This window comes from Amedibacterium intestinale, from assembly GCF_010537335.1.
Classification (GTDB): Bacteria; Bacillota_I; Bacilli_A; order Erysipelotrichales; family Erysipelotrichaceae; genus Amedibacterium; species Amedibacterium intestinale.
Window position 1 is genome coordinate 192514 of record NZ_AP019711.1, and the last position, 22561, is coordinate 215074.

Genomic DNA, 22561 nt, shown 5'->3' on the forward strand with positions numbered 1-22561 from the left:
CTGCTTTTTTATTTCAACATAATGTATGTCATATGTCTTCCACAGTTATGATCTCTTCGATAAGAGAAGAAAGCATCATTTTCCTGGAAGGTATCGTTTCGATCTATATGAATGTTTTCCGCTAAAACACCAGCATTTAAAAGCATTTGCATATTTAATCCTTTATTATCCATATATGCTTTATCTTCATTTTTTCTTATAAGATAAGAAGAGGTATCAAAGCTCATCGCCTGTACTTTTTCAATTACATCCATTCCAATTTCTAAACTGTTTTTTTCAATGGCACAACCGATGTAGGCTTGTAGATTTGCTGGATCAACGCCTTCTGTCTGTATGATATGAGATACTACTTTTGATGTGATTTCTTTCACTGTTCCCTGCCATCCACTGTGAATTGCCGCAACTAAAGAAGTTATAGGATCATATAAAAGCACAGGAACACAGTCTGCATGAAAAACACCTAAGACAATGCCTTTTTCTGTTGTGTACAAAGCATCACAATCCGCAATACCATCTTCATAATGTAAGCTACCTTTTCCTTTATCTTTGTTTTCCACTTTATAAAAATGATCGCTGTGTGTCTGACAGGCAAAAACACAATCGCTTAAATCTTTTCCTATTTCTTTTCCAAATGCTTTTCGATTTTCTAAAATATTGTCTTTATTTCCTGGAACGTGAAGTGCCATGTTGCCGTTTTCTTTTTCATGGGGATCACGCAATGTTGTGCCAGATAAAATATATGAATTATTCATCCATGGTTTTAATTTCATAAAGAAACCTCCTTCTGTGTATTGTATGTGTGCAGATGCAGTATATATGATAAAGAAAAGAAATGCAAATAGAAGAAACAAAAACCTGGTAAAAGCAGGGATACATCGTAATAAATAAAAATGATAGTGCTGTTTTCCTTTTGGGATATGAAAGGTAAAAACAGTACTTTTTTATTAGGGAGTATTTGTATCACAAATAATAATTGTTCTTATTAAGGGGAATACTATTGAAAGTCTTTCCTTTATTATAAAAAGAAAATGTAAAAAAACAAAAAAATTAGCACTATGTACTTGTTATTACAGCGTAGCTTTTGTCTTAGTTCATAGAGTGCCGTAAAGTGCCTATTTACAGGCTTTTCACGGGTTTTATGAATTTATCACATTTCATCAAAAATCGTCAATATACAAAAATTTGGTGTCAAAATTGGTGTCAAATAACCTTGATTTGAGATTTTGATGAGTAACACATCAGTAAAAAAATTGAATATTTTATAGACTATGGAACGCCTAAAATGACGTTCCTTTTCTATTTCCAGCCGTTCTTATTGGACGGCTATTTTATTACCCAAAATGAAAGGAGCATTAGATTTATGAAAAAGACATGGAAACGATTGTGTACGGGCTTCTTAGCTCTTGCAACTGTCGTTACTGCTTTACCGACTACACCCGTCCATGCAGAAAGCAAGCAATACTGGACGGAAAGTGCAGAGCGTGTCGGTATCATTGAAAAAGTAATGAATGACGGTTCTATCGGTTCGACATTCAATGAGGGCTATATGAAAGTCGAGGGAGAAACGGCATATTGTATTGATATTAACACAGATTTTAAGAATGGCTACAAGACCAGAGCTGACGCAAGCTCACGCATGAGTGCCGACCAGATTTCAGATGTGGCGTTATCCTTAGAGTATGTCAAACAGTATGGCGAAGCTCACAAGGAACTAAACTACAAGCAAATCTATCTGTTGGAACAATGTGTAGTCTGGCAGAGATTGAGCGTACATCTTGGCTGGCAATGTGATAACGTGCGAGCTTCTTATGATGAAATTCCAAAGGCTACGCAGGACGAAGTTTTCTCTGGTGCAAGAGCCTTTGTCAAAGAGAATAGAGGACGCTATGAATGTGGCGGTTATATCTACTCTGGCGAGGGGCAGGAATTGGGACAATTCTGGGCGAAGCTGAATGTTGGAAATGCAAAACTACAAAAGACTTCCAGTAATACCAGCATTACAAACGGTAACGGGAATTACTCTATTTCTGGTGCAACCTATGGTGTCTTTGCTGATAAGGACTGCACGAAACAGCTTGCCACCCTTATGACTGATGAAAACGGAAATACAGATATTGTAGAGGTAAAGGCTGGCACAGTCTATATCAAGGAATTATCCGCACCAGCAGGATATAAAGTGGATAAAACAATCTATCCATTAACAATCAAAGCTGGCGAAACAGTGACCTTGAAAGTATCAGATACACCAAAAGTAACAGACACTTTGATTGAGCTTTTCAAGATTGATATGGAAACACAGAAAGACAATCCGCAAGGGAACGCTTCTTTAGCAGGTGCGGAATTTACATGGAAGTATTATGCTGGCTTCTACAATAAAGGCAATCTCCCTGCCGAAGCTACTCGTACATGGGTTACAAAGACAATCGCTGAAACAGACAGCAAGGGGACAACTCATTACATCACAAAATTAGCGGACGCATACAAGGTATCTGGCGACAGCTTCTATATGCAGGACGGCAAAGCGGTTCTTCCACTTGGGACACTAACCGTTGAAGAAACAAAAGCTCCAAACGGCTACTTGTTAGAGGGTGCATATATGCAGGCTGGCGATAAGTCCGAACAGATAAAGGGCTTATATGTAACACAGATTACCGAGGACGGCGACCTTGCCGTACTATCTGGAGGTAACCAGTTTTCCGTATCAGACAAGGTTATTCGTGGCGGTGTCAAAATTCAGAAACGAGATTTAGAAACGGGCGATACGAAGCCACAAGGAAGTGCCACTTTAAAAGATACTGCCTTTGACATTATTTCCTTAAATGATAATGCGGTATTGGTTGAGGGCAAGCTATATAAGAAAAATGAAGTCGTAAAAACTATTCGTACAGATATTGAGGGTATCGCTTCTACTTCTTCTGACCTCTTACCTTATGGAAAATTCCGTATCGTTGAAAATGAAGCTCCAAACGGATATTTGACAGACGGTGCAAAACCGATTGATTTTACAATCACAGAAAATGGAAAAATCGTGGACTTAACCGATGAAGCCCATTCTATCTATAATCAGATTAAGCGTGGAGATATTGAGGGTGTAAAAATCGGTGCAGGTACACACAAGCATCTTGCTGATGTTCCGTTTCGGATCACAAGCAAGACGACGGGCGAAAATCATGTAGTGGTAACTGATGATAACGGGCAATTCTCCACTTCTGCTGAATGGGCTTCACATAAGCACAATACCAACGCAGGCAAGACCAGCGAGGACGGTGTGTGGTTTGGAACTTCTGAACCAGACGACAGCAAGGGTGCATTACCTTATGATACCTACATCATTGAAGAATTACGCTCTGATAGTAACAAAGGCTTTGAACTTATCCCACCTTTTGAAATCGTGGTATCAAGAAATAACCTTGTGATTGATTTGGGAACGCTGACTGATGAATACGAAAAAGAAATTTCTATCCATACCACAGCGACCAGCAAAGACGGCGAAAAGACTATCCTTGCAGGAAAAGAGATTACGATTGTTGATACTGTAAAATTGGACGGACTTACAAAAGGCACAAAATATCAGTTGAAAGGCTGGCAGATATTAAAGGAAGAAAACGCCGAGCTTATCATTGACGGGAAACGTGTGGAAAACGATTATACCTTTGTCGCTGATGATGAAGAAATGAAAGTGGAAATTTCCTATACATTCAATGCGTCTGCTTTAGGTGGCAAAAACCTTGTTACCTTTGAAGAATTGTATGATTTAAGCAATCCAGACGAACCCGTAAAAGTTGCGGAACACAAGGACATTGAGGATGACGGGCAGACGGTACTTATCACAGAGCGTATCATCAAAATTCATACGACTGCTACCGATAAGAACAGCAACAAAGAGCTTGAAGCAGGAAAAGACGTTACAATCATTGATACTGTAACCTTAGAGGGCTTAGAAATCGGTACACAGTACAAACTTGTGGGCTGGCAGATGTTGAAAGAAGAAAATGCAGAACTTCTTATCAATGAAAAACGTGTGGAAAGTGATTATACGTTTACTGCTGACAGCGAAACTATGAAAGTGGAAGTTGCCTTTACCTTTGACGCTACTTCTCTTGAGGGAAAACAGCTTGTAACTTTTGAAGAATTGTACGATTTGAGCAATCCAGACCAACCGAAGAAAGTTACCGAGCATAAGGATATTGAGGATAAGGGACAGACAATTACCTTTAAGGAAAAGCCAGAAGAACCAGAGAAGCCAGAAACACCACCGACACCAGAAAAGCCTAACAGACCTAGCGACAGTCCCAAAACGGGCGACAGTACAAATGTAATGGCATTTATTGTGATGTTGCTTGCGTCTGCTGGTGGACTGGCTGGAACATATCTTTACAAACGCCGTAAAATGAAGAAATCATAAGGCGGTAACGATATGAGGAAAGAAAAATCAAGCTCTCCGCCGAAGCTGTCAAACGGCAGACTTCCGCTTATTCTGGCTTGTCTGCCTACAACCTGCAAGAACACGGATAGTCAAGGGTGCGTAAGCATTGATTTTACCCTTTACTATCTGGGGGATTGCTGGTACTTCCCAAACCGCCAGAATAAGAAATCACAATCAAAAAACTTATCAAATATAGAAAGAAACGAGGTAAAACAATATGGAAATGAAATATGTCGTGCCAGATATGGCACAGTCTTTTGGAACTCTTGAATTTGCAGGCGAAAGCGAGCCTATCTTTGAAAGGGATAAAAACAACCGCAGGGTCATAGCCAGACGAAGCTATAACCTTTATTCTGACGTACAGAAAGGCGAAAATGTTGTGGTGGAAATTCCCGTGCAGGCTGGCGAAAAGCATTTCAAGTATGAACAGAAAGTAAAACTTGTCAATCCGAAGTTATACGGCAGAGGTTACGCAATCGGGGATATGGGACATACCGATTATGTGTTAGTTGCTGATGATATTGTAGCAGTTGAAGAAAAGTAAAGGAGTGAAGAATTTATGAGATTATCAAACGGGTTTATTATTGACAAAGAGAAAACATTTGGAGAATTAAAATTTACAGCGATGCGTGATGTATTCTTACAGAATGAGGACGGGACACCGAGTACCCAGCTTAAAAAGCGTATCTATGATTTGAAGTGCAGTCTGCATGGTGGAATTATCCCCGTGTCCGTACCGCCAGAAGTACCGTTAAGAGAATTTCCGTACAATGCAGTCGTGGAACTTGTCAATCCCGTAGCCGATACGGTATCAAGAAAGACCTATACGGGTGCAGATGTGGACTGGTATGTAAAAGCAGAGGATATTGTGTTGAAGAACAAAGGCAATCAGAACGTAGGCAATCCACAGAATAATAACACACAGGGACAGCCGAAAAAATAAAATTAGAGATTAGATATTTATTGTGAGGTAATTCGTTGAATGATATAATTAGGATAAATTGTGAGGTGCTTATCTATGAAAGTATTAGTTAGTTCATGTATCATGGGAAAAAACTGCAAATATAACGGTGGGAATAATCTCAATCCGAAAGTTGTAGAGTTTCTAAAAGACAAAGAAGTTATCGAAATTTGTCCAGAATTATTAGCGAATATGCCTACACCACGTCCTAGTGCGGAAATAGTAAATGGTATTGTCATGGATATAAATGGAAATATTGTTGATGAGGAATATCGTCATGCGGTACAGTTGGCTTTAAATGAAATAAGAAGTATGGAAATAGATTTAGTTATTCTGCAATCAAGAAGCCCAACTTGTGCAGTCAAGAATATTTATGATGGTAGTTTTACGGGGAAATTGATAAAAGGTCAAGGTCTATTTGCACAAGCGTTAATTGAGGCTGGATATAAAGTGTTGGACTCAGAAGATTTTTAATGAATGGTAATGAAAAAGCAGTTAGTCTTAGGATTGACTGCTTTTTTCGTACCTAGAAAGGAGTGATTGATTTATGCAAAAGATTTGGAACAAAGGACACCGTATCAGAGCCAGCGACAAGCACCTTGTCTATCACTTTTCCATAGGGACGCTTCTGTTTGTATTCGTGGCGGTTCTTTTGCTACTGAATATCAAACAGCTCATGCGTACCGATTGGGAGCATTTCAGCTTGTTAGAGAACGGCTTGACGCTTTCTCCTTATAACTTCATAACCATACTGATAGCGACTGGTGTTTGTGCATTGGTCGCTTTTCTATATTACCGCTTCTGTTACGACAGTTTCAAGAAGCTCCTGCACCGTCAAAAGCTGGCAAGAATGATACTGGAAAACAAGTGGTATGAAGCCGATACCGTACAAGACAGCGGTTTTTTTACTGACCTGCAAAGCAGATCAAGGGAAAAAATCGTCTGGTTTCCAAAGATTTATTATCAAATGGAAAAGGGACTGCTTCATATCCGCTGTGAAATTACACTGGGGAAATATCAAGACCAGCTTTTACGGTTAGAGGATAAATTGGAAAGTGGCTTATATTGCGAGCTGACCGACAAGACCCTGCATGACGGCTATATCGAATATACCCTGCTTTATGATATGATAGCGAACCGCATTACCATTGATGAAGTACGGGCAGAAAAAGGCTGTCTTAGACTGATGAAAAATCTTGTCTGGGAATATGACGCACTCCCTCACGCCTTGATTGCTGGTGGTACGGGTGGTGGTAAGACCTATTTTCTGCTGACACTCATTGAAGCCTTACTGCATACCAACGCTGTCCTTTATATCTTAGACCCGAAGAACGCTGACCTTGCAGACTTAGGGACAGTTATGGAAAATGTGTATCACACCAAAGAAGAAATGATTGATTGCGTCAATGCCTTTTATGAGGGCATGGTACAGCGAAGTGAGGAAATGAAGCAACACCCGAACTATAAGACGGGCGAAAACTATGCCTATCTGGGACTGCCACCCTGCTTTCTTATCTTTGATGAATATGTGGCATTTTTTGAAATACTGGGGACGAAAGAAAGCGTGGGCTTACTTAGCCAGTTAAAGAAAATCGTCATGTTAGGACGACAAGCAGGTTATTTCCTTATCGTTGCCTGCCAGCGTCCAGACGCAAAGTATTTCTCGGACGGTATCAGAGATAACTTCAATTTCCGTGTGGGACTTGGGCGTATCAGCGAATTAGGTTACGGTATGCTTTTTGGTTCAGATGTGAAAAAGCAGTTTTTCCAGAAACGTATCAAGGGGCGTGGCTATTGTGATGTGGGAACAAGCGTGATAAGCGAATTTTACACGCCTTTAGTCCCGAAAGGACATGATTTTTTGCAGACTATCGGCTCTCTTGCTCAAGCAAGGCAGGACGGGACGGCGACGTGCGAAGCGAAAGGCGACGGCACGGACTAGCCGTTGCTGGTGTGGCGTTAGCCACGCCAGCAGGTAAAACCCCTCGGTATCTAACAGAGGGGTACGTTTGCAAATAGACAATAGACAAAAAACATAGGAAACATAAGGCTTCTGGCATGGTTTCCTAGCAAAAATCGGCTGTGAAGTCGCCTAAAAAAACTTCACACTTTACAGATTGGGGGTATGGTTCTGAATGAAGAACAATGGATAAAAGAATTACGGGAGAAACGGATTGCTTACGGTATCTCACAAGGCAGGCTGGCGGTGGCTTCTGGTATCACAAGAGAATATCTCAATAAGATAGAAAGCGGAAAAATGAAGCCGTCAAAGGAGCTTTTGGAAACTCTGCATAAAGAACTGGCAAGGTTCAATCCAGAAGCACCGCTTACCATGCTGTTTGATTATGTGAAAATTCGTTTTCCCACGCTGGATATACAGCATATCATCAAAGACATATTAAAACTGAATATCAACTATATGCTCCATGAAGATTATGGACATTACAGTTATACGGAGCATTACTCTTTAGGGGACATCTTTATCTATACGTCGGCTGACGAAGAAAAAGGTGTCCTTTTAGAGTTAAAGGGGCGTGGTTGCAGGCAGTTTGAAAGTTACCTGCTGGCACAGCAAAGAAGCTGGTATGACTTTCTCATGGACGCACTCGTAGACGGTGGCGTGATGAAGCGTATCGACCTTGCTATCAACGACCATACGGGCATTTTGGATATTTCAGAGCTTGCGGAAAAATGCAGAAAACGGGAATATATCGGAAAGTCCAGAAGTTATAAGTTTTACCAGTCGGGCGAGCTTATCAAGCATAGAGAGGACGACAGAGAATATATGGGACGCACCCTTTATCTTGGTTCGCTGAAATCAGATGTGTATTTTTGTATCTATGAAAAGGACTATGAGCAGTACGTCAAGTTAGGGACACCGCTTGAAGAAGCCGACATTATCAACCGTTTTGAGATACGGCTTAGAAATGAACGTGCCTATTATGCAGTACGAGATTTGCTGACCTATTATGACGCAGAGCAGACCGCCTTTTCTATCATCAACCAGTATGTACGGTTTGTTGATGAAGAACCCGACAAGCGAAAAAATGAATGGAAACTCAATGACCGCTGGGCTTGGTTTATTGGCGATAACAGACAGAGCTTGAAGCTGACGACAAAGCCAGAGCCTTACACCTTAGACCGCACATTGCGTTGGGTACAAAGGCAGGTAGCACCAACCTTGAAAATGCTGAAAAAGATTGATAAAGGAAACGGTACAGACTACATGGAAACAATCGAACAGCAGGCAAAGCTCACAGAAAAGCATAAAATGATAATCAAACAGCAGACGACCCCTGCAAAAGATTTGGTGGAAAGTTAGGAGTGATAAAAAATGTGGGTATTATTAAAAGATTTCCTGCTGGTATCTATGGGAATGGGTATCGGCGTAGTCTTGATGTGTATTTTGAATGTCGGCAAAGAAGCTGACTATGAAATGAAACAATTAGAAGAAAGTGAGGACAATTAAATGAATTTCGGACAAAATTTGTATCAATGGTTTTTATCAAACGCACAGAGCTTAGTGCTTATGGCGATTGTGGTTATCGGTATCTACTTAGGGTTCAAGCGTGAGTTTTCAAAACTTATCGGCTTCTTGGTAGTTGCCTTGATTGCTGTCGGTTTGGTATTCAACGCTGGCGGTGTGAAAGATGTATTGTTAGAGCTGTTCAATAAGATTATCGGTGCATAAAATTTTATTGTGGTGCTGATATGCGAATGTTATAATGTGGATATGAAACACAGTATCTAGGAGTGATGGAATGAAATATATAATGCTTCACGGTTTGGGACAATCTTCTGAAAGTTGGAGTGATACCGTAAAAGTATTCAATGATGATTTTGAAGTTTTATGCCCTAATTTATCAGATTGGCTTTTTGGAAAAATACCATGTTATGATACATTGTATCGGACATTGGAAACATACTGTGAACAGTTTGAAGAACCGCTAAATATTTGTGGACTTTCTTTAGGTGGTATTCTTGCTATGCAGTATGCGATAGAACACCCAGAAAAAATGAACTCATTAGTGTTAATAGGCACACAATATGAAATGCCAAAGTATCTGTTAAAAATGCAAAATCTGATATTCCGTATTATGCCTTGTTCAGCATTTGAAAAAATGGGTTTTCAGAAAACAGATTTTATCAATCTATGCAAATCTATGACAGAACTTAATTTTAAACATGAACTGAAAAAAATATCATGTTCGGTACTTGTTGTCTGTGGCGATAAGGATAAGATAAATAAAAAAGCTTCTTTAGAATTGCAACAACAGATAGAAAACGCAGAAATAGCTATTATTGAAAATGCAGGACATGAAGTAAATACAGATAACCCAACACTACTAGGGCAAAAGTTAAATGCATTTTTCAAACAATATGTCTGATAAACAATTTCATGTCCATACACACAAAGCAGTTAGTCTTATGATTGACTGCTTTTTTCATACCTAAATTTCAGATTGGAGTGATGAAATGAACGATATTTTTAAGGATATGCAGGCAAAGGTCGGCTGTGATTATATTTCCGACCTGTCCTCTTACAAGCGTAAGGTGTGGCAGGAAATGAAACGACTGAACCCTGCCAACTATGAAGAAAGACAGTTAGAAGATTTTTCAAAGTATGTGTTTGGTATGTCGTACCAGACCATAAAAGATGTGATGAAACAACAGAAAGGACGTGAGGAACAATGCAGGAAACAAGGGTGCTGGTGGAAACGAAAGGAACAACTGGCGAAGAAACAATATCATACTGGTTCGACCTGCCGATAGATGTTGCCGAATTTGAAGAAAAGTTAGGTATCGGTGCAGAAAGTCAAGATTATTGTATTATCGAAAAGGTGTTGCCTTATGCTGATGAAGTTCACGAACATACAAGCGTGTACCAGCTCAACGAATTAGATTTTATGTACCGCCAGCTTTCAAGTGATATGCAAGAAGAATATACAGCACTTCTTACCGTGTATGAAAATTTAGAAGCACTTTATATTTGCAGAAATGTGATTACGGTTTATCCCGACTGCAAAAGCATGATAGATGTTGCAAGGCAAAAGCTGATGAATGACCCGACGTTCAAACATTTATCCGAGGACTGTCAAGAATATTACTTTGACTTTGAAGCCTACGCTTCTCACTTGCAGGAACACGGGAAATTTTTAGTAACAGAACACGGTATCTTTGAACTGCCAGAGTAGGAAATGAGGTGGTGCTTATGATTGATGATATGGCGGTTTATATTGCTAATCTTGGCAAATACAATGAGGGATATTTAGTCGGTGCTTGGTTCACGTTTCCTATTGACGAGGAAGATGTGAAAGAAAAAATCGGCTTGAATGAACAGTATGAGGAATACGCTATCCATGATACCGACAACTTCCCTATTGCGATTGGCGAGTATGTTTCCATTGAGGAACTCAATGATATGTATGAAATGATAGAGGAACTTCCCGATTATATCGTAGAGTGTCTGGACGAATTTATCAGCCACTACGGGACGCTGGAAGAAGTCGTGGAACACAAGGACGATATTTATTATTATCCCGACTGTGAAACCATGACAGACGTTGCCTACTACTATGTAGACGAATTGCAGGCACTAGGGGATATTCCACCCAGCTTACAGAACTACATTGACTATGAAGCCTACGGGCGAGATTTGGATATGGGCGGTTGCTTTATCGAAACAAGCCGAGGTATGTGCGAGATACCATACTAACGCTGGAAGATCAGCGACAAGCATTGTTGCTACTGACAGTGTATTTCTCTTTTAAGGGACAGTCTGAAACATGGCTGTCCTTTTCTATTTTGAAAGGAGCTGAAAGAACTTGAAAAAGATTAAATCTTATACGGGTATCTGGAACGTGGAAAAAGTCTTGTATGCAATCAATGACTTTAACTTACCCTTTCCCGTTACCTTTACACAGATTACATGGTTTGTGATTACGGAATTTATCATCATTCTGTTTGGGGATATTCCCCCACTTTCCATGATTGAGGGAGCATTTCTCAAATATTTTGGTATTCCCGTTGCTCTCACTTGGTTTATGTCGCAGAAAACTTTTGACGGAAAGAAGCCGTACAGCTTTTTGAAATCACAGATAACCTATGCCCTGCGACCTAAAATCACTTATGCAGGAAAAGCCGTAAAACTGCATAAGCAGACCTTGAATGAAACAATCACGGCAGTAAGGAGTGTGAACTATGTTCCCGATAAAATATATTGACAATAACCTTGTCTGGAACAAGGACAATGAGGTGTTCGCTTACTATGAGTTGATACCGTATAACTATTCTTTCCTATCCGCAGAGCAGAAATTTATCGTGCATGACAGCTTTCGCCAGCTTATCGCACAGTCCCGTGAGGGTAAAATTCATGCCTTGCAGATTGCCACAGAAAGCTCCATACGAAGTATGCAGGAACAGTCAAAGAAACTGGTAACTGGAAAATTAAAGGAAGTTGCCTATCAGAAGATAGACGAACAGACCGAAGCGTTAGTATCTATGATTGGGGACAATCAAGTGGACTACCGTTTTTTTCTTGGCTTTAAGCTCATGGTTACGGAAGAACAGCTCAATCTGAAGAACATCAAAAAATCGGCGTGGCTGACGTTTACGGAATTTCTCCATGAAGTGAACCACACGCTGATGAATGACTTTGTTTCCATGCCGAATGATGAAATCAACCGTTACATGAAAATGGAAAAGTTACTGGAAAATAAAATATCAAGGCGTTTTAAGGTGCGTCGCTTGGAAATCAATGATTTTGGGTATCTCATGGAACATCTTTACGGCAGGGACGGTATCGCCTATGAAGATTATGAGTACCAGCTACCAAAGAAAAAATTGAACAAAGAAACGCTGATAAAATACTACGACCTTATCCGTCCGACAAGGTGTGTGATTGAGGAAAGCCAGCGGTATTTACGATTGGAACATGAGGACAAGGAAAGTTATGTGTCCTACTTTACTGTCAATGCGATTGTCGGGGAGCTTGATTTTCCGTCGTCTGAAATCTTCTATTTCCAGCAACAGCAATTCACATTCCCCGTTGATACTTCTATGAATGTAGAAATCGTGGAGAACCGAAAAGCATTAACGACAGTAAGAAACAAGAAAAAGGAATTGAAAGACCTTGACAATCACGCTTATCAAGCAGGAAGTGAAACCAGCTCAAATGTGGTGGACGCCTTAGACAGCGTGGACGAGCTGGAAACAGACTTAGACCAGAGCAAAGAAAGTATGTATAAGTTAAGCTACGTGATACGGGTGTCTGCACCCGATCTTGACGAGCTGAAACGCCGTTGTGATGAAGTCAAGGACTTTTACGACGACCTCAATGTAAAGTTGGTGCGTCCTGCTGGGGATATGCTGGGGCTTCATTCTGAATTTCTTCCAGCCAGCAAGCGATATATCAATGACTATGTGCAGTATGTAAAATCAGATTTCTTGGCAGGGCTTGGTTTTGGTGCGACCCAGCAGTTAGGAGAAACTATGGGTATCTATATGGGCTATTCCGTTGATACGGGAAGAAATGTGTACCTGCAACCGTCCCTTGCCAGTCAAGGTGTGAAAGGTACAGTAACAAATGCCCTTGCTTCTGCTTTTGTCGGTTCGCTTGGCGGTGGGAAGTCGTTCTGCAACAATCTTCTGGTGTATTATGCTGTGCTGTTTGGCGGTCAAGCGGTTATCTTAGACCCTAAATCAGAGCGTGGCAACTGGAAAGAAACGCTCCCAGAGATAGCCCGTGAAATCAATATCGTAAACCTTACCAGCGACAAGGACAATGCAGGACTTCTTGACCCATTTGTGATTATGAAAGATAAAGAGGACGGAGCGACGCTGGCAAAAGAAATCTTAACATTTTTAACGGGTATCTCTACCCGTGACGGAGATAAATTCCCTGTGCTTATTAGTGCAATCAGCAAGGTATCTGAAAGCGAACACAGAGGACTGTTAAATGTTATCACAGAATTACGGCAAGAGAATACACCGATTGCGAACCATATCGCAAATCATATTGCCAGTTTTACAAATTATGATTTTGCACATCTGCTGTTTTCGGACGGGACAGTAGAAAATACAATCAGTCTGGATAACCAGCTCAATATCATTCAAGTAGCTGACCTTGTACTGCCAGATAAAGATACCACTTTTAACGAATACACGACCATTGAATTATTATCGGTGGCAATGCTGATTGTGATTAGTACCTTTGCCCTTGATTTTATCCATTCAGACAGAAGTATTTTTAAGATTGTAGACCTTGACGAAGCGTGGGCGTTCTTAAATGTGGCACAAGGCGAAACGCTATCAAATAAGCTGGTTCGTGCTGGACGAGCTATGCAGGCAGGCGTTTATTTCGTTACACAATCCTCTGGCGACGTGTCAAAGGAAAGTCTGAAAAACAATATCGGCTTAAAATTCGCTTTCCGTTCTACTGACATCAACGAGATAAAGCAGACCTTAGAATTTTTCGGTATCGACAAGGACGACGAGAACAACCAGAAACGCTTGCGTGATTTGGAGAACGGACAATGCTTATTGCAGGACTTATACGGACGTGTTGGTGTGGTGCAGATACACCCAGTCTTTGAAGAACTGCTACACGCCTTTGATACCAGACCGCCCATGCAGAGAAATGAGGTGGAGTGATGAAAGAAAGGATAAAAGGTGCGTTCACAAAAAAGAAGATTTTCCACTTTCTCAAAATGGCTCTGTTCGTGGTGGCACTCTCCCTTATCCTGCTTTCACTTCTGGGGACGGTAGCTCATGCGACAGGGCTTGTGGACGATACCATAAACGCAGAAAATCTATACTCAAAATATCCCCTTTCCAACTACCAGCTTGATTTTTATGTGGATAATAGCTGGTCGTGGCTTCCGTGGAACTGGCTGGACGGTATTGGAAAATCGGTGCAGTACGGGCTTTACTGCATTACCAACTTTGTCTGGACGATAAGCCTTTATTTAAGCAATGCAACGGGCTATGTGGTGCAGGAAGCCTATAAACTGGACTTCATCAACGATATGGCAGACAGTATCGGCAAAAGCATACAGACCCTTGCAGGTGTTACCGAGAATGGCTTCGGGAGTACGGGATTTTATGTAGGTTCTCTATTACTGATAATTTTAATCATTGGCATTTATGTTGCCTATACAGGACTGATAAAAAGAGAAACCAGCAAAGCGGTTCAAGCGGTTATCAATTTTCTTGTGGTGTTCGTGCTGTCGGCTTCGTTTATTGCCTATGCTCCCGACTACATCAAGAAGATAAATGAGTTTTCATCAGACATCAGTACCGCTTCACTTGACTTGGGAACAAAAATCATGCTCCCCAACTCTGAAAGCGAGGGTAAGGACAGCGTGGACTTGATACGGGACAGCCTATTTTCTATTCAAGTGGAACAGCCGTGGCTACTCTTGCAATTTGGGAACAGCAACGCAGAAGAAATCGGGACAGACCGTGTGGAAGCTCTGGTATCGGCAAGCCCAGAGGACGAGGACGGGAAAACCAGAGAAGAAGTCGTAAAAACGGAAATTGAGGACAATGACAACAACAATCTGACGATACCGCAGGTCGTGAACCGTTTAGGTATGGTGTTCTTCCTATTCATTTTTAATATAGGTATCACAATCTTTGTATTCTTACTGACGGGGATAATGATGTTAAGCCAGATACTTTTTATTATCTTTGCAATGTTTTTACCTATCAGTTTTCTTCTTTCCATGATACCTAGTCAACAAAATCTGGCAAAGCAGGCAATCGTGAGGGTGTTTAATACCATAATGACACGGGCAGGAATTACACTCATTGTAACGGTGGCGTTCAGTATTTCCAGTATGTTTTATAACATCTCCAAAGAGTACCCGTTTTTTATGGTGGCGTTCTTACAGATAGTGTGTTTTGCAGGTATCTTTATCAAGTTAGGCGACTTAATGAATATGTTCTCTTTGAACGCTGGCGACAGTCAAAACATGGGACGCAGGATATTCCGCAGACCGTATCTGTTTATGCGACATAGAGCTAGGCGTATGGAAAGACGGCTTGCTGGTGCGGTTACTGCTGGCGGTGTCGCTGGTGCGGTGGCAGGTAGCACGATTTCAAACAGAAAACCGACAAGGAACACAGCTACAAAAGACAGTCGGGGTAATACATCTTTCAGCATGGGACAACGTGCAGGTTCAAAGGTGGGTGCTGTCTTAGATACGAAAAATAAAGTAAAAGACAAGGCAAATGCTGTCAAAGAAAATATCAAGGATATGCCGACACAGACCGCTTATGCGGTGTATTCCGCAAAGGAAAAGGCAAAGTCCAGCGTGTCCGACTTCAAGCGTGGCATGGTGCAGGAACAGCAGTCCAGACAGACGGGACGATTGGAAAAGCAGGAACAGCATAGACAGAATATCGCTGACAAGCGTATGGAGCTTCAAAAGGCACAAGAAGCAAGGCAGGCACAGCGAAAGGCTGACGGATCAGCGACAACGGGAGCTACCCGTCCCCATGAGCGACCAGCCACAGCTTCAAAGACGAGTGCTGAAAAAATGCAGGAAGTGAAACGTCCTGCCACAGCGACCACTTCAAAAGCAAGTGAGCCAGTCAAGACAAATGTTATTAAAGAGCGTCCGTTATCTTCTGGTGTTTCTGATAGGAAAGCGACCCAGCCTGCACAGACAGTACATAGGCAGAATGTAGAAAAAGTGGTATCGCAGGAAACACGCCAGAATTACACCAAAGACCGTAGGACAAAGGTTCAGCAGACCACAGAGAAAACCCGTAACCTTGTAACGAAGAAAGGACAGAAGAAAAAATGAAACTGAAACATATCGCTCTCATTGGCAGTCTGTTTCCTATCCTCTTTTCTCTGGTGCTTTTCTTTGGGGTGTTGATTAGTGCGGACAGCGACGACGAGAACAGCAATTTTTCTTCTGGCATTACGGGTATGAACTTATCCGCAGAAGTCTTGAAACATCAGCCTATGGTAGAAAAATACGCCAGAGAATACGGTATCTCCGAGTATGTCAATGTGCTATTGGCTATCATTCAAGTAGAAAGTGGCGGTACGGCAGAAGATGTTATGCAGAGTTCAGAAAGTCTGGGACTACCGCCCAACTCTTTAGATACGGAAAGCTCAATCAAGCAGGGGTGTAAATATTTTGCGTCCCTGCTTTCTTCTTGCAAAAATCAAGGTATCGACGATTTGAATGTAGCGATACAGTCTTATAACTATGGTGGTGGCTATGTGGGATATGTGGCAGGAAAAGGAAAGAAGCACACTTTTAATCTTGCAGAGAGCTTCGCCCGTGAGAAATCGGGTGGAAAGAAAGTAACCTATACCAACCCGATAGCCGTTGCAAAGAATGGGGGCTGGCGGTATGGCTATGGAAATATGTTCTATGTGGAATTAGTCAATCAATATCTGACCGTGGCACACTTTGATAATGCGACGGCACAAGCGATTATGAATGAAGCGTTGAAATATCAAGGCTGGAAGTATGTGTATGGTGGCAGTAACCCGAACACTTCCTTTGACTGTAGCGGACTTGTGCAATGGTGTTATGGAAAAGCTGGTATCTCCTTACCGAGAACGGCACAAGCACAGTATGACGCTACCCAACATCTTCCACTCTCGCAGGCAAAGGCTGGGGACTTGGTGTTTTTCCATTCTACCTATAACGCTGGTTCGTATGTAACCCACGTCGGCATTTATGTAGGAAATAATCAGATGTATCATGCAGGCGACCCGATAGGATATGCAGACCTAAGTAGTAGTTACTGGCAACAGCACTTAATCGGTGCAGGACGAGTAAAACAATAGAAAGGACTTGAAAATATGTTTAAGAAAAATAAGAAACAGACAGAAACTGTCAAAGAACCAAAAGAAAAAAAGGTGCGTACTGTCAAGGTAGGCACACATAAGAAAACCATGATTGCGTTGTGGGTGGTGCTTATCGCAAGCGTGAGCTTTGGGGTGTATAAGAATTTTACCGCTATCGACCAGCACACGACCCATGAAAAAGAAATCATTGAACTTCGTTTGCAGGACACCAACGGGATAGAAAATTTCGTGAAGAACTTTGCGAAGTCTTATTACACATGGAGTAACAGCAAAGAAGCGATTGAAGCAAGGACGCAGGCAATCAGCGGTTATCTGACAAAGGAATTGCAAGACTTGAATGTTGATACAATCAGAACGGATATACCGACCAGCTCCACAGTTACAGATGTGATTGTGTGGCATATCGAGCAATCGGGAACGGACACTTTTTCTGCTACCTACGAAGTAGATCAGCAGATAAAAGAGGGAGAACAGACAAGCAATGTGAAAGCGACTTATACTGTAAAAGTCCATGTAGACGCTGACGGGGATATGGTAATCATTCAGAACCCTACTCTTGCACCAGCAATCGAAAAATCAGACTATGAGCCTAAGACACCAGAAGCAGACGCAAGCGTGGACGCTGATACGGTAAATGACGCTACCGCATTTCTGGAAACATTCTTTAAGCTCTATCCAACAGCCACAGAAAAAGAGCTTGCTTACTATGTATCTGGAAATGTGATTGAGCCTATCGGCAGGGACTACCTTTATTCTGAACTGGTAAACCCTATCTTTACAAAGGACGGGGATAATGTGAAAGTTAAAGTAGCTGTAAAATTCCTTGATAATCAGACAAAGGCGACACAAGTATCACAGTATGAGCTTGTGCTACATAAGGATAGCAACTGGAAGATTGTAGGATAAAAGAAAAAGGCTTGCAGTTCTGTATTGATTTGCAAGCCTAAATATATTATTTATACTTCTGGAAAATCCCGACTAATAAAGTATCTATCGCTTCAGCTAATTCAAATCTAACTTTATCTGAGGCAGAAAAAGCGTTTCCTAATTGCAAAGTTGTATAACCGTGAATTATTCCAGTAAGCATATTTAATATTTCAAGTGTTTTGTCTTTGTTAAGACTGCACGATTGGATAAGAGTAGTTAATAATGAAAGATAGTTGTTAAAAATGGTTGCTGTTTCCTCTGTTCCGTGCCACACAGCCCATTGAATTGTTTCATAAACTCCGGGGTGTTCAATCATATAGTTTAGGTATTCGATAGAAACTAACTTAATTGCTTCTTTCCCTATTTTTCCAACGGCAATTTTCATCATTCTTTCATTCATGTCACGCATACCATTATGAGCAACTTCTAAAAGAAGATTATCTAAACTTTCTATGTGATTATATAAAGATGGTGTACGAATGTTTAATTTTTGAGCAACAGCTTTTAACGAAACGTTATTTAATCCTTTTTCATCTGCTAAGTCTGATGTTGCTTTTATTACTGCTTCTTTAGTGGTTTTCATAGTTATGCACCTCATTCAAAATATCATACAAACACAATTCTAGCTAATTGAATTAGTGTAGTCAATAACACAATTAGAAAATTATGATTATTTATTGACTTTCTTACAAAAACATTTTAAAATACTAATTAGATTAGTTAAATGACTATTTGAAATAGTATTTTGAGGAGTGATTATATGTGTACAAGATTTGTTTACAATGGTATAGATAAAATTGTTGGTTTTAATTTTGATATTGACCTTTCTGTATGGGATCATACTGTAATTACCGAAGAAAATAGATTTTATATTGGTATTAAAATGCCTGACGGTCTGTATCATTCATTTCATGGGATAAATAAAAATGGTAATGTAGGAACACTTCTTTATGTTCATGGTAATGAAAATGCAAGGTATATAGAAAGCGAGGATTGTATTACAATATCTGAATTAACAGAAAAATTCATTAAGGCAGAGATTTCTTTTGATAAAGCCTTGGACATTGTTAAAAAGAAAAAAATTATTTATGCACCAGATGCTACTATGCAAGCTATGCTTTCTGATAAAAAAGGACGAGTTTTAATTATTGAACCTGGAATTGGGTATAGATATGAACAAGAAAATTTTTCACTTATTACAAATTATTCTATTCTAAAACCAGATATAACAAAGCCGTACATTGTTTCTGGGGATACAAGATACGAAGTGGCTAAAGAGTTATTGGCAGGATATGATAAAGATTTTTCAGTAAATGACGCATTTAAAGTATTAAAATCTGTTTCTCAAAAAGACTTGTGGGCAACTAGGGTTTCATTTGTATATTCTACAGAAAAAAATAAAGTTTATTATGTCTTGAACAATGATTTTAGTAATGTATTTGAATTTCAGTTTTAATACTAATGAATTTATAAATTTGCAATTATGATAAGAAAGGTTATTATGATAGGACTAAAAAAGCGAGATATAAAAAAAGCGTTGAAAGCTGGTGCAAAAGCTGGCGGTGTATCATTGGCTGATGTTCGGGCAGATATTGAAGCGACGATTGATGAAGCTATGAATAGCACCGCCCCAGAAGTGCAGGCAAATTTCAAAAAATATTTTGGTAATAAACGCCCTACCCCAGAAGAATATATTTACAAGATTACCAAAAAGACAAAGATTTGAAAAAAGGCTTGCTCCATACATAGTGTATGATCTGCAAGCCTTAATCTATTTCAGAGGAAATTTAACAGTAAAAGTAGCACCTCCACCAGCAGTATCATTGATAATGATAATACCGTTCAGCATTTGAGTTAATTCTTTGGCGATACTTAGTCCCAGTCCAAAATTCGATTTGTTCGTATGGGACTTGTCGCCACTATAAAATCGGTCAAAGATATACTGCTTATCTTCATCAGAAATGCCTTGCCCGTGGTCTACCACAGAAAAAGCAATATTTTTTTCGGTGGCGATTACTTCTATCTCTATTAAAGAATTATTCTTGGAATGTTGAATGGCATTATCCATAAAGACACACAAGATTTGAAATAATCGGTCTTTGTCGGTAAACATAGCAGGATAACTTTCCTCGGATAAATGCAGTTTTAGTTCTAAATTCTGCTTCATGCAGACGGGTTCGTAGGTTTCATATAACGTAATGAGCAAGGTATCTACATTGATTGTGCTTTTATGCAATGTCCATGTTTTAGCGTCGGAAGAAGCCAAAAGCAACATATCTTTGACTAAACGGGATAACCGCATACATTCAAAATCTATGGTCTGTACGGCTTGCTTTGCCTGCTCGTTTAAGGAAACATTATCAAGAAGCATATCCGTGTTGGAAATCATAACAGCAAGTGGAGATTTTAATTCATGGGACGCTGTTGCAACAAAATCTTTTTGGCTTTGCAGTATTCGTTCCGTTGGAGCAAACGACTTTTTCAGCAGATAACGGGTCAGCACGATAACAACGATACAAGCCAAAAACCAGATAAGAAGATATATAGGCAATGTTTTTTGTAAAATATCCGTCAAACTGGCTGTCTGATAAAGAAAGGTTGCATGATACACGGTATCATTTGCTGTCCTAATTGTAGCAGGAATAACAAAATAAGTATCGTGATGTGTTCCTCTTATTTCCAGAAAACCGCCTTGTGAAGTTGTGCTGTTTTCTATTTGTGATAATGGTTGTGTAGAAATCTGCTTTTCTACATCATGCAACAGATTGTCCGCAGAAGTTGGAAATGGGAAATCACTCTGATAAATGGTATTCCCCCTTGTATCAGTAATTAAAGAAAAAATATGATAACTCTCTTCGTAGGTTTTGAGTGCTTTGTCCATATCCGAAGAAGCACTTTCCACTTGATAAATCAGCAAGGTTGTCAATCTCTGAAATAAGGTGCTTTCGTTGATTTTCTCTGTATGAACTGTGTTCGCAACGACAAAGGAAATCACAAGGGTAATAATCAGCATAACAGAACTTGCAAACAGAATATGAAGTTTTCGGTATAAGTTATTTAACATGTTTCTTTCTCCAGTTTGTACCCTGCACCGTAGACCGTTGTTATTTTACAGGAACTTTTTAATTCTTTTAGGCGTTTTCGCAGAAAAGAAATGTAACTGTCTACATTGCCAGTTTCTACCTCGGAAGAACTGCCCCAGATTTTAAGGATTAGCTGTTCACGGGAAAATAGTGTTTCTGGGTTCTGCATAAATACAAAAGTCAACTCGGTTTCTTTTGAAGTTAATAAAAGAGAATTGACGGGTGTAGATAAGGTTCGGCTGTCTTTATCGAAAGTTAAATCTCCATATTCTAATTTGGAAGATAACTGGATATTGGCAGGGCGTCTTGTTAATGCCCGAACTCTTGCAAGCAATTCTTTGATATGAAATGGCTTTACTAAGTAATCATCAGCACCGCCGTCTAAACCCTCCACCCGATTGTCAAGGGTACTCATGGCAGTAATGATAAGGATAGGAATAGATATTCCTTTTCTACGCATAGATTTTATGATTGTTAAGCCGTCAATAATCGGTAGCATACGGTCTACAATGGCGAGGTCATAAGCATAGTCTGTATTTAAAGCGTACAGCATAGCGGTTTCCCCGTCATTGCAACAATCAACCATATAGTTTTCTTTTTCGAGAGAAATTTTTATATTTTTACATAACTCTAAATCATCTTCCAGAAGAAGTATTTTCATAATGTATCAATCCTTTTCTATATAAATTATAGACAGTATAACAGAAAAGTCTGTAAAAATCCTCTAAAAAATGATGATGATTTTCTTACTTTTTTACAGGATTTTTAGAATGGTTTGCTTTTACAATAGGGGCATATCGAACAAGAAAGGTGGAATACAAAAATGAAAAAAACAAACATCAGTAAATTTGTAGCAGTTGGATTATGTATCTGTGCATTGACGGGGTGTGGTGCAAGTCCAGATGAGAAACCAGATACGTCTAATCCTATTGTCAATTCTAATACGAATGAAGAAAATGCAAATGGTTCTTCAGAAAATAAAGGAAACGACATATTAGAGTCTGCTAATTTGATAGGAAGTGTTTTGGAATTTACAGACAATGGTTGTTCCGTAAGTCAAGCAAAAGAAACTGAGGGTGGAGCTAGCCTGCAAATCGAAGCGTCGGGATTGGAAAATAAAGACAATGCTGTTTCTGTAACCTATAACCCAGATTGTGAATTTGTTGTTGCGACACTAAATAAACAGTTGGGTTCTGTTACGAATATAACAACGGGGTCTATATCCGATGTAAAGAAACAATCAAATGTATATCTCTATGGAGAATTTTCAGACACACTTCATTTCAATGCAACAAAGGTTGTCATAGCCCGTTGGGAATAGAGGTGTG

The 22561-nt window shown here is 40.0% G+C and carries 24 protein-coding genes; 20 read left to right on the forward strand and 4 right to left on the reverse strand.

The genetic code is table 11. The features are described from left to right. Positions 1 to 8: 8 nt before the first annotated feature. A complete protein-coding gene (gene pgeF / locus A9CBEGH2_RS00935) occupies positions 9 to 770 on the reverse strand; it encodes a peptidoglycan editing factor PgeF (RefSeq protein ID WP_118361285.1) in 762 nt (253 codons plus the stop codon). Between the two features lie 590 nt (positions 771 to 1360). Here pgeF and A9CBEGH2_RS00940 point away from each other — a divergent pair. The 17 genes from A9CBEGH2_RS00940 (at position 1361) to A9CBEGH2_RS01025 (ending at position 18129) form a co-directional block, all read left to right on the forward strand. Next, positions 1361 to 4405: an SrtB-anchored collagen-binding adhesin gene (locus A9CBEGH2_RS00940; RefSeq protein ID WP_163104133.1), complete on the forward strand. Its 3045-nt coding sequence runs from the start codon at positions 1361 to 1363 to the stop codon at positions 4403 to 4405. 238 nt (positions 4406 to 4643) lie between these two features. Further along, complete coding sequence (locus A9CBEGH2_RS00950) at positions 4644 to 4970, forward strand: YdcP family protein (protein ID WP_095905710.1); 327 nt, start codon at positions 4644 to 4646, stop codon at positions 4968 to 4970. Between the two features lie 15 nt (positions 4971 to 4985). Then, positions 4986 to 5369, forward strand: coding sequence for a YdcP family protein (locus A9CBEGH2_RS00955; protein ID WP_163104135.1), 384 nt, complete (start codon positions 4986 to 4988; stop codon positions 5367 to 5369). A 75-nt stretch (positions 5370 to 5444) separates the two neighbouring features. Further along, complete coding sequence (locus tag A9CBEGH2_RS00960; protein ID WP_002322983.1) at positions 5445 to 5861, forward strand: 2-thiouracil desulfurase family protein; 417 nt, start codon at positions 5445 to 5447, stop codon at positions 5859 to 5861. A gap of 73 nt (positions 5862 to 5934) precedes the next feature. Then, positions 5935 to 7329: an FtsK/SpoIIIE domain-containing protein gene (locus tag A9CBEGH2_RS00965; RefSeq protein ID WP_163104136.1), complete on the forward strand. Its 1395-nt coding sequence runs from the start codon at positions 5935 to 5937 to the stop codon at positions 7327 to 7329. Positions 7330 to 7512: 183 nt separating this feature from the next. Continuing rightward, complete coding sequence (mobT, locus tag A9CBEGH2_RS00970) at positions 7513 to 8709, forward strand: MobT family relaxase (RefSeq protein WP_163104137.1); 1197 nt, start codon at positions 7513 to 7515, stop codon at positions 8707 to 8709. Between the two features lie 39 nt (positions 8710 to 8748). Next, a complete protein-coding gene (locus tag A9CBEGH2_RS00975) occupies positions 8749 to 8856 on the forward strand; it encodes a DUF3789 domain-containing protein (protein WP_368361534.1) in 108 nt (35 codons plus the stop codon). Beyond that, entirely contained in the window at positions 8857 to 9078 is a 222-nt protein-coding gene (locus A9CBEGH2_RS00980; RefSeq protein WP_002323342.1) for a hypothetical protein, read from the forward strand. Between the two features lie 70 nt (positions 9079 to 9148). Next, positions 9149 to 9775 (forward strand): alpha/beta fold hydrolase, encoded by a 627-nt coding sequence (locus A9CBEGH2_RS00985; RefSeq protein ID WP_163104138.1) that lies wholly within the window; start codon positions 9149 to 9151, stop codon positions 9773 to 9775. A 178-nt stretch (positions 9776 to 9953) separates the two neighbouring features. Further along, a complete protein-coding gene (locus A9CBEGH2_RS00990; protein WP_456298099.1) occupies positions 9954 to 10160 on the forward strand; it encodes a hypothetical protein in 207 nt (68 codons plus the stop codon). Then, complete coding sequence (locus A9CBEGH2_RS00995) at positions 10079 to 10582, forward strand: antirestriction protein ArdA (RefSeq protein WP_131035045.1); 504 nt, start codon at positions 10079 to 10081, stop codon at positions 10580 to 10582. The genes A9CBEGH2_RS00990 and A9CBEGH2_RS00995 overlap by 82 nt, the downstream gene beginning before the upstream one ends. A gap of 17 nt (positions 10583 to 10599) precedes the next feature. Next, positions 10600 to 11103 carry an antirestriction protein ArdA gene (locus A9CBEGH2_RS01000; protein ID WP_131035046.1) on the forward strand — a complete coding sequence of 168 codons (504 nt, stop codon included), beginning with the start codon at positions 10600 to 10602 and terminating at the stop codon, positions 11101 to 11103. A gap of 109 nt (positions 11104 to 11212) precedes the next feature. Continuing rightward, entirely contained in the window at positions 11213 to 11611 is a 399-nt protein-coding gene (locus tag A9CBEGH2_RS01005; protein WP_004843362.1) for a conjugal transfer protein, read from the forward strand. Beyond that, positions 11589 to 14039, forward strand: a complete 2451-nt coding sequence (gene tcpF / locus A9CBEGH2_RS01010; protein ID WP_163104139.1) for a conjugal transfer ATPase TcpF — start codon at positions 11589 to 11591, stop codon at positions 14037 to 14039. The genes A9CBEGH2_RS01005 and tcpF overlap by 23 nt, the downstream gene beginning before the upstream one ends. Continuing rightward, positions 14039 to 16198 (forward strand): CD3337/EF1877 family mobilome membrane protein, encoded by a 2160-nt coding sequence (locus A9CBEGH2_RS01015; RefSeq protein ID WP_163104140.1) that lies wholly within the window; start codon positions 14039 to 14041, stop codon positions 16196 to 16198. Before tcpF ends, A9CBEGH2_RS01015 begins: the two co-directional genes overlap by 1 nt. Next, the gene (locus tag A9CBEGH2_RS01020; protein WP_004843365.1) at positions 16195 to 17202 is read left to right on the forward strand and encodes a bifunctional lytic transglycosylase/C40 family peptidase; all 1008 of its coding nucleotides are present in this window, start codon (positions 16195 to 16197) and stop codon (positions 17200 to 17202) included. The genes A9CBEGH2_RS01015 and A9CBEGH2_RS01020 overlap by 4 nt, the downstream gene beginning before the upstream one ends. A 141-nt stretch (positions 17203 to 17343) precedes the next feature. Continuing rightward, complete coding sequence (locus A9CBEGH2_RS01025) at positions 17344 to 18129, forward strand: conjugal transfer protein (RefSeq protein WP_456298100.1); 786 nt, start codon at positions 17344 to 17346, stop codon at positions 18127 to 18129. A 46-nt stretch (positions 18130 to 18175) separates the two neighbouring features. Here A9CBEGH2_RS01025 and A9CBEGH2_RS01030 read toward each other — a convergent pair whose 3' ends face one another. Then, entirely contained in the window at positions 18176 to 18733 is a 558-nt protein-coding gene (locus A9CBEGH2_RS01030) for a TetR/AcrR family transcriptional regulator (protein ID WP_005946872.1), read from the reverse strand. A gap of 177 nt (positions 18734 to 18910) precedes the next feature. On the opposite strand from A9CBEGH2_RS01030, the gene A9CBEGH2_RS01035 reads away from it, so the two are divergent. Continuing rightward, positions 18911 to 19606 (forward strand): C45 family peptidase, encoded by a 696-nt coding sequence (locus A9CBEGH2_RS01035; RefSeq protein ID WP_009905043.1) that lies wholly within the window; start codon positions 18911 to 18913, stop codon positions 19604 to 19606. A gap of 45 nt (positions 19607 to 19651) precedes the next feature. Next, on the forward strand, positions 19652 to 19876 hold the full coding sequence (locus A9CBEGH2_RS01040) for a hypothetical protein (protein ID WP_009905044.1): 225 nt from the start codon (positions 19652 to 19654) through the stop codon (positions 19874 to 19876). Between the two features lie 45 nt (positions 19877 to 19921). Here the strand turns inward: A9CBEGH2_RS01040 and A9CBEGH2_RS01045 are convergent, their stop codons facing one another. Then, positions 19922 to 21214, reverse strand: a complete 1293-nt coding sequence (locus tag A9CBEGH2_RS01045) for a sensor histidine kinase (RefSeq protein ID WP_021364213.1) — start codon at positions 21212 to 21214, stop codon at positions 19922 to 19924. After that, on the reverse strand, positions 21208 to 21894 hold the full coding sequence (locus A9CBEGH2_RS01050; RefSeq protein ID WP_021364217.1) for a response regulator transcription factor: 687 nt from the start codon (positions 21892 to 21894) through the stop codon (positions 21208 to 21210). Before A9CBEGH2_RS01050 ends, A9CBEGH2_RS01045 begins: the two co-directional genes overlap by 7 nt. A 162-nt stretch (positions 21895 to 22056) precedes the next feature. On the opposite strand from A9CBEGH2_RS01050, the gene A9CBEGH2_RS01055 reads away from it, so the two are divergent. Beyond that, entirely contained in the window at positions 22057 to 22554 is a 498-nt protein-coding gene (locus A9CBEGH2_RS01055) for a hypothetical protein (protein ID WP_003431895.1), read from the forward strand. The last annotated feature ends 7 nt before the right edge of the window (positions 22555 to 22561 follow it).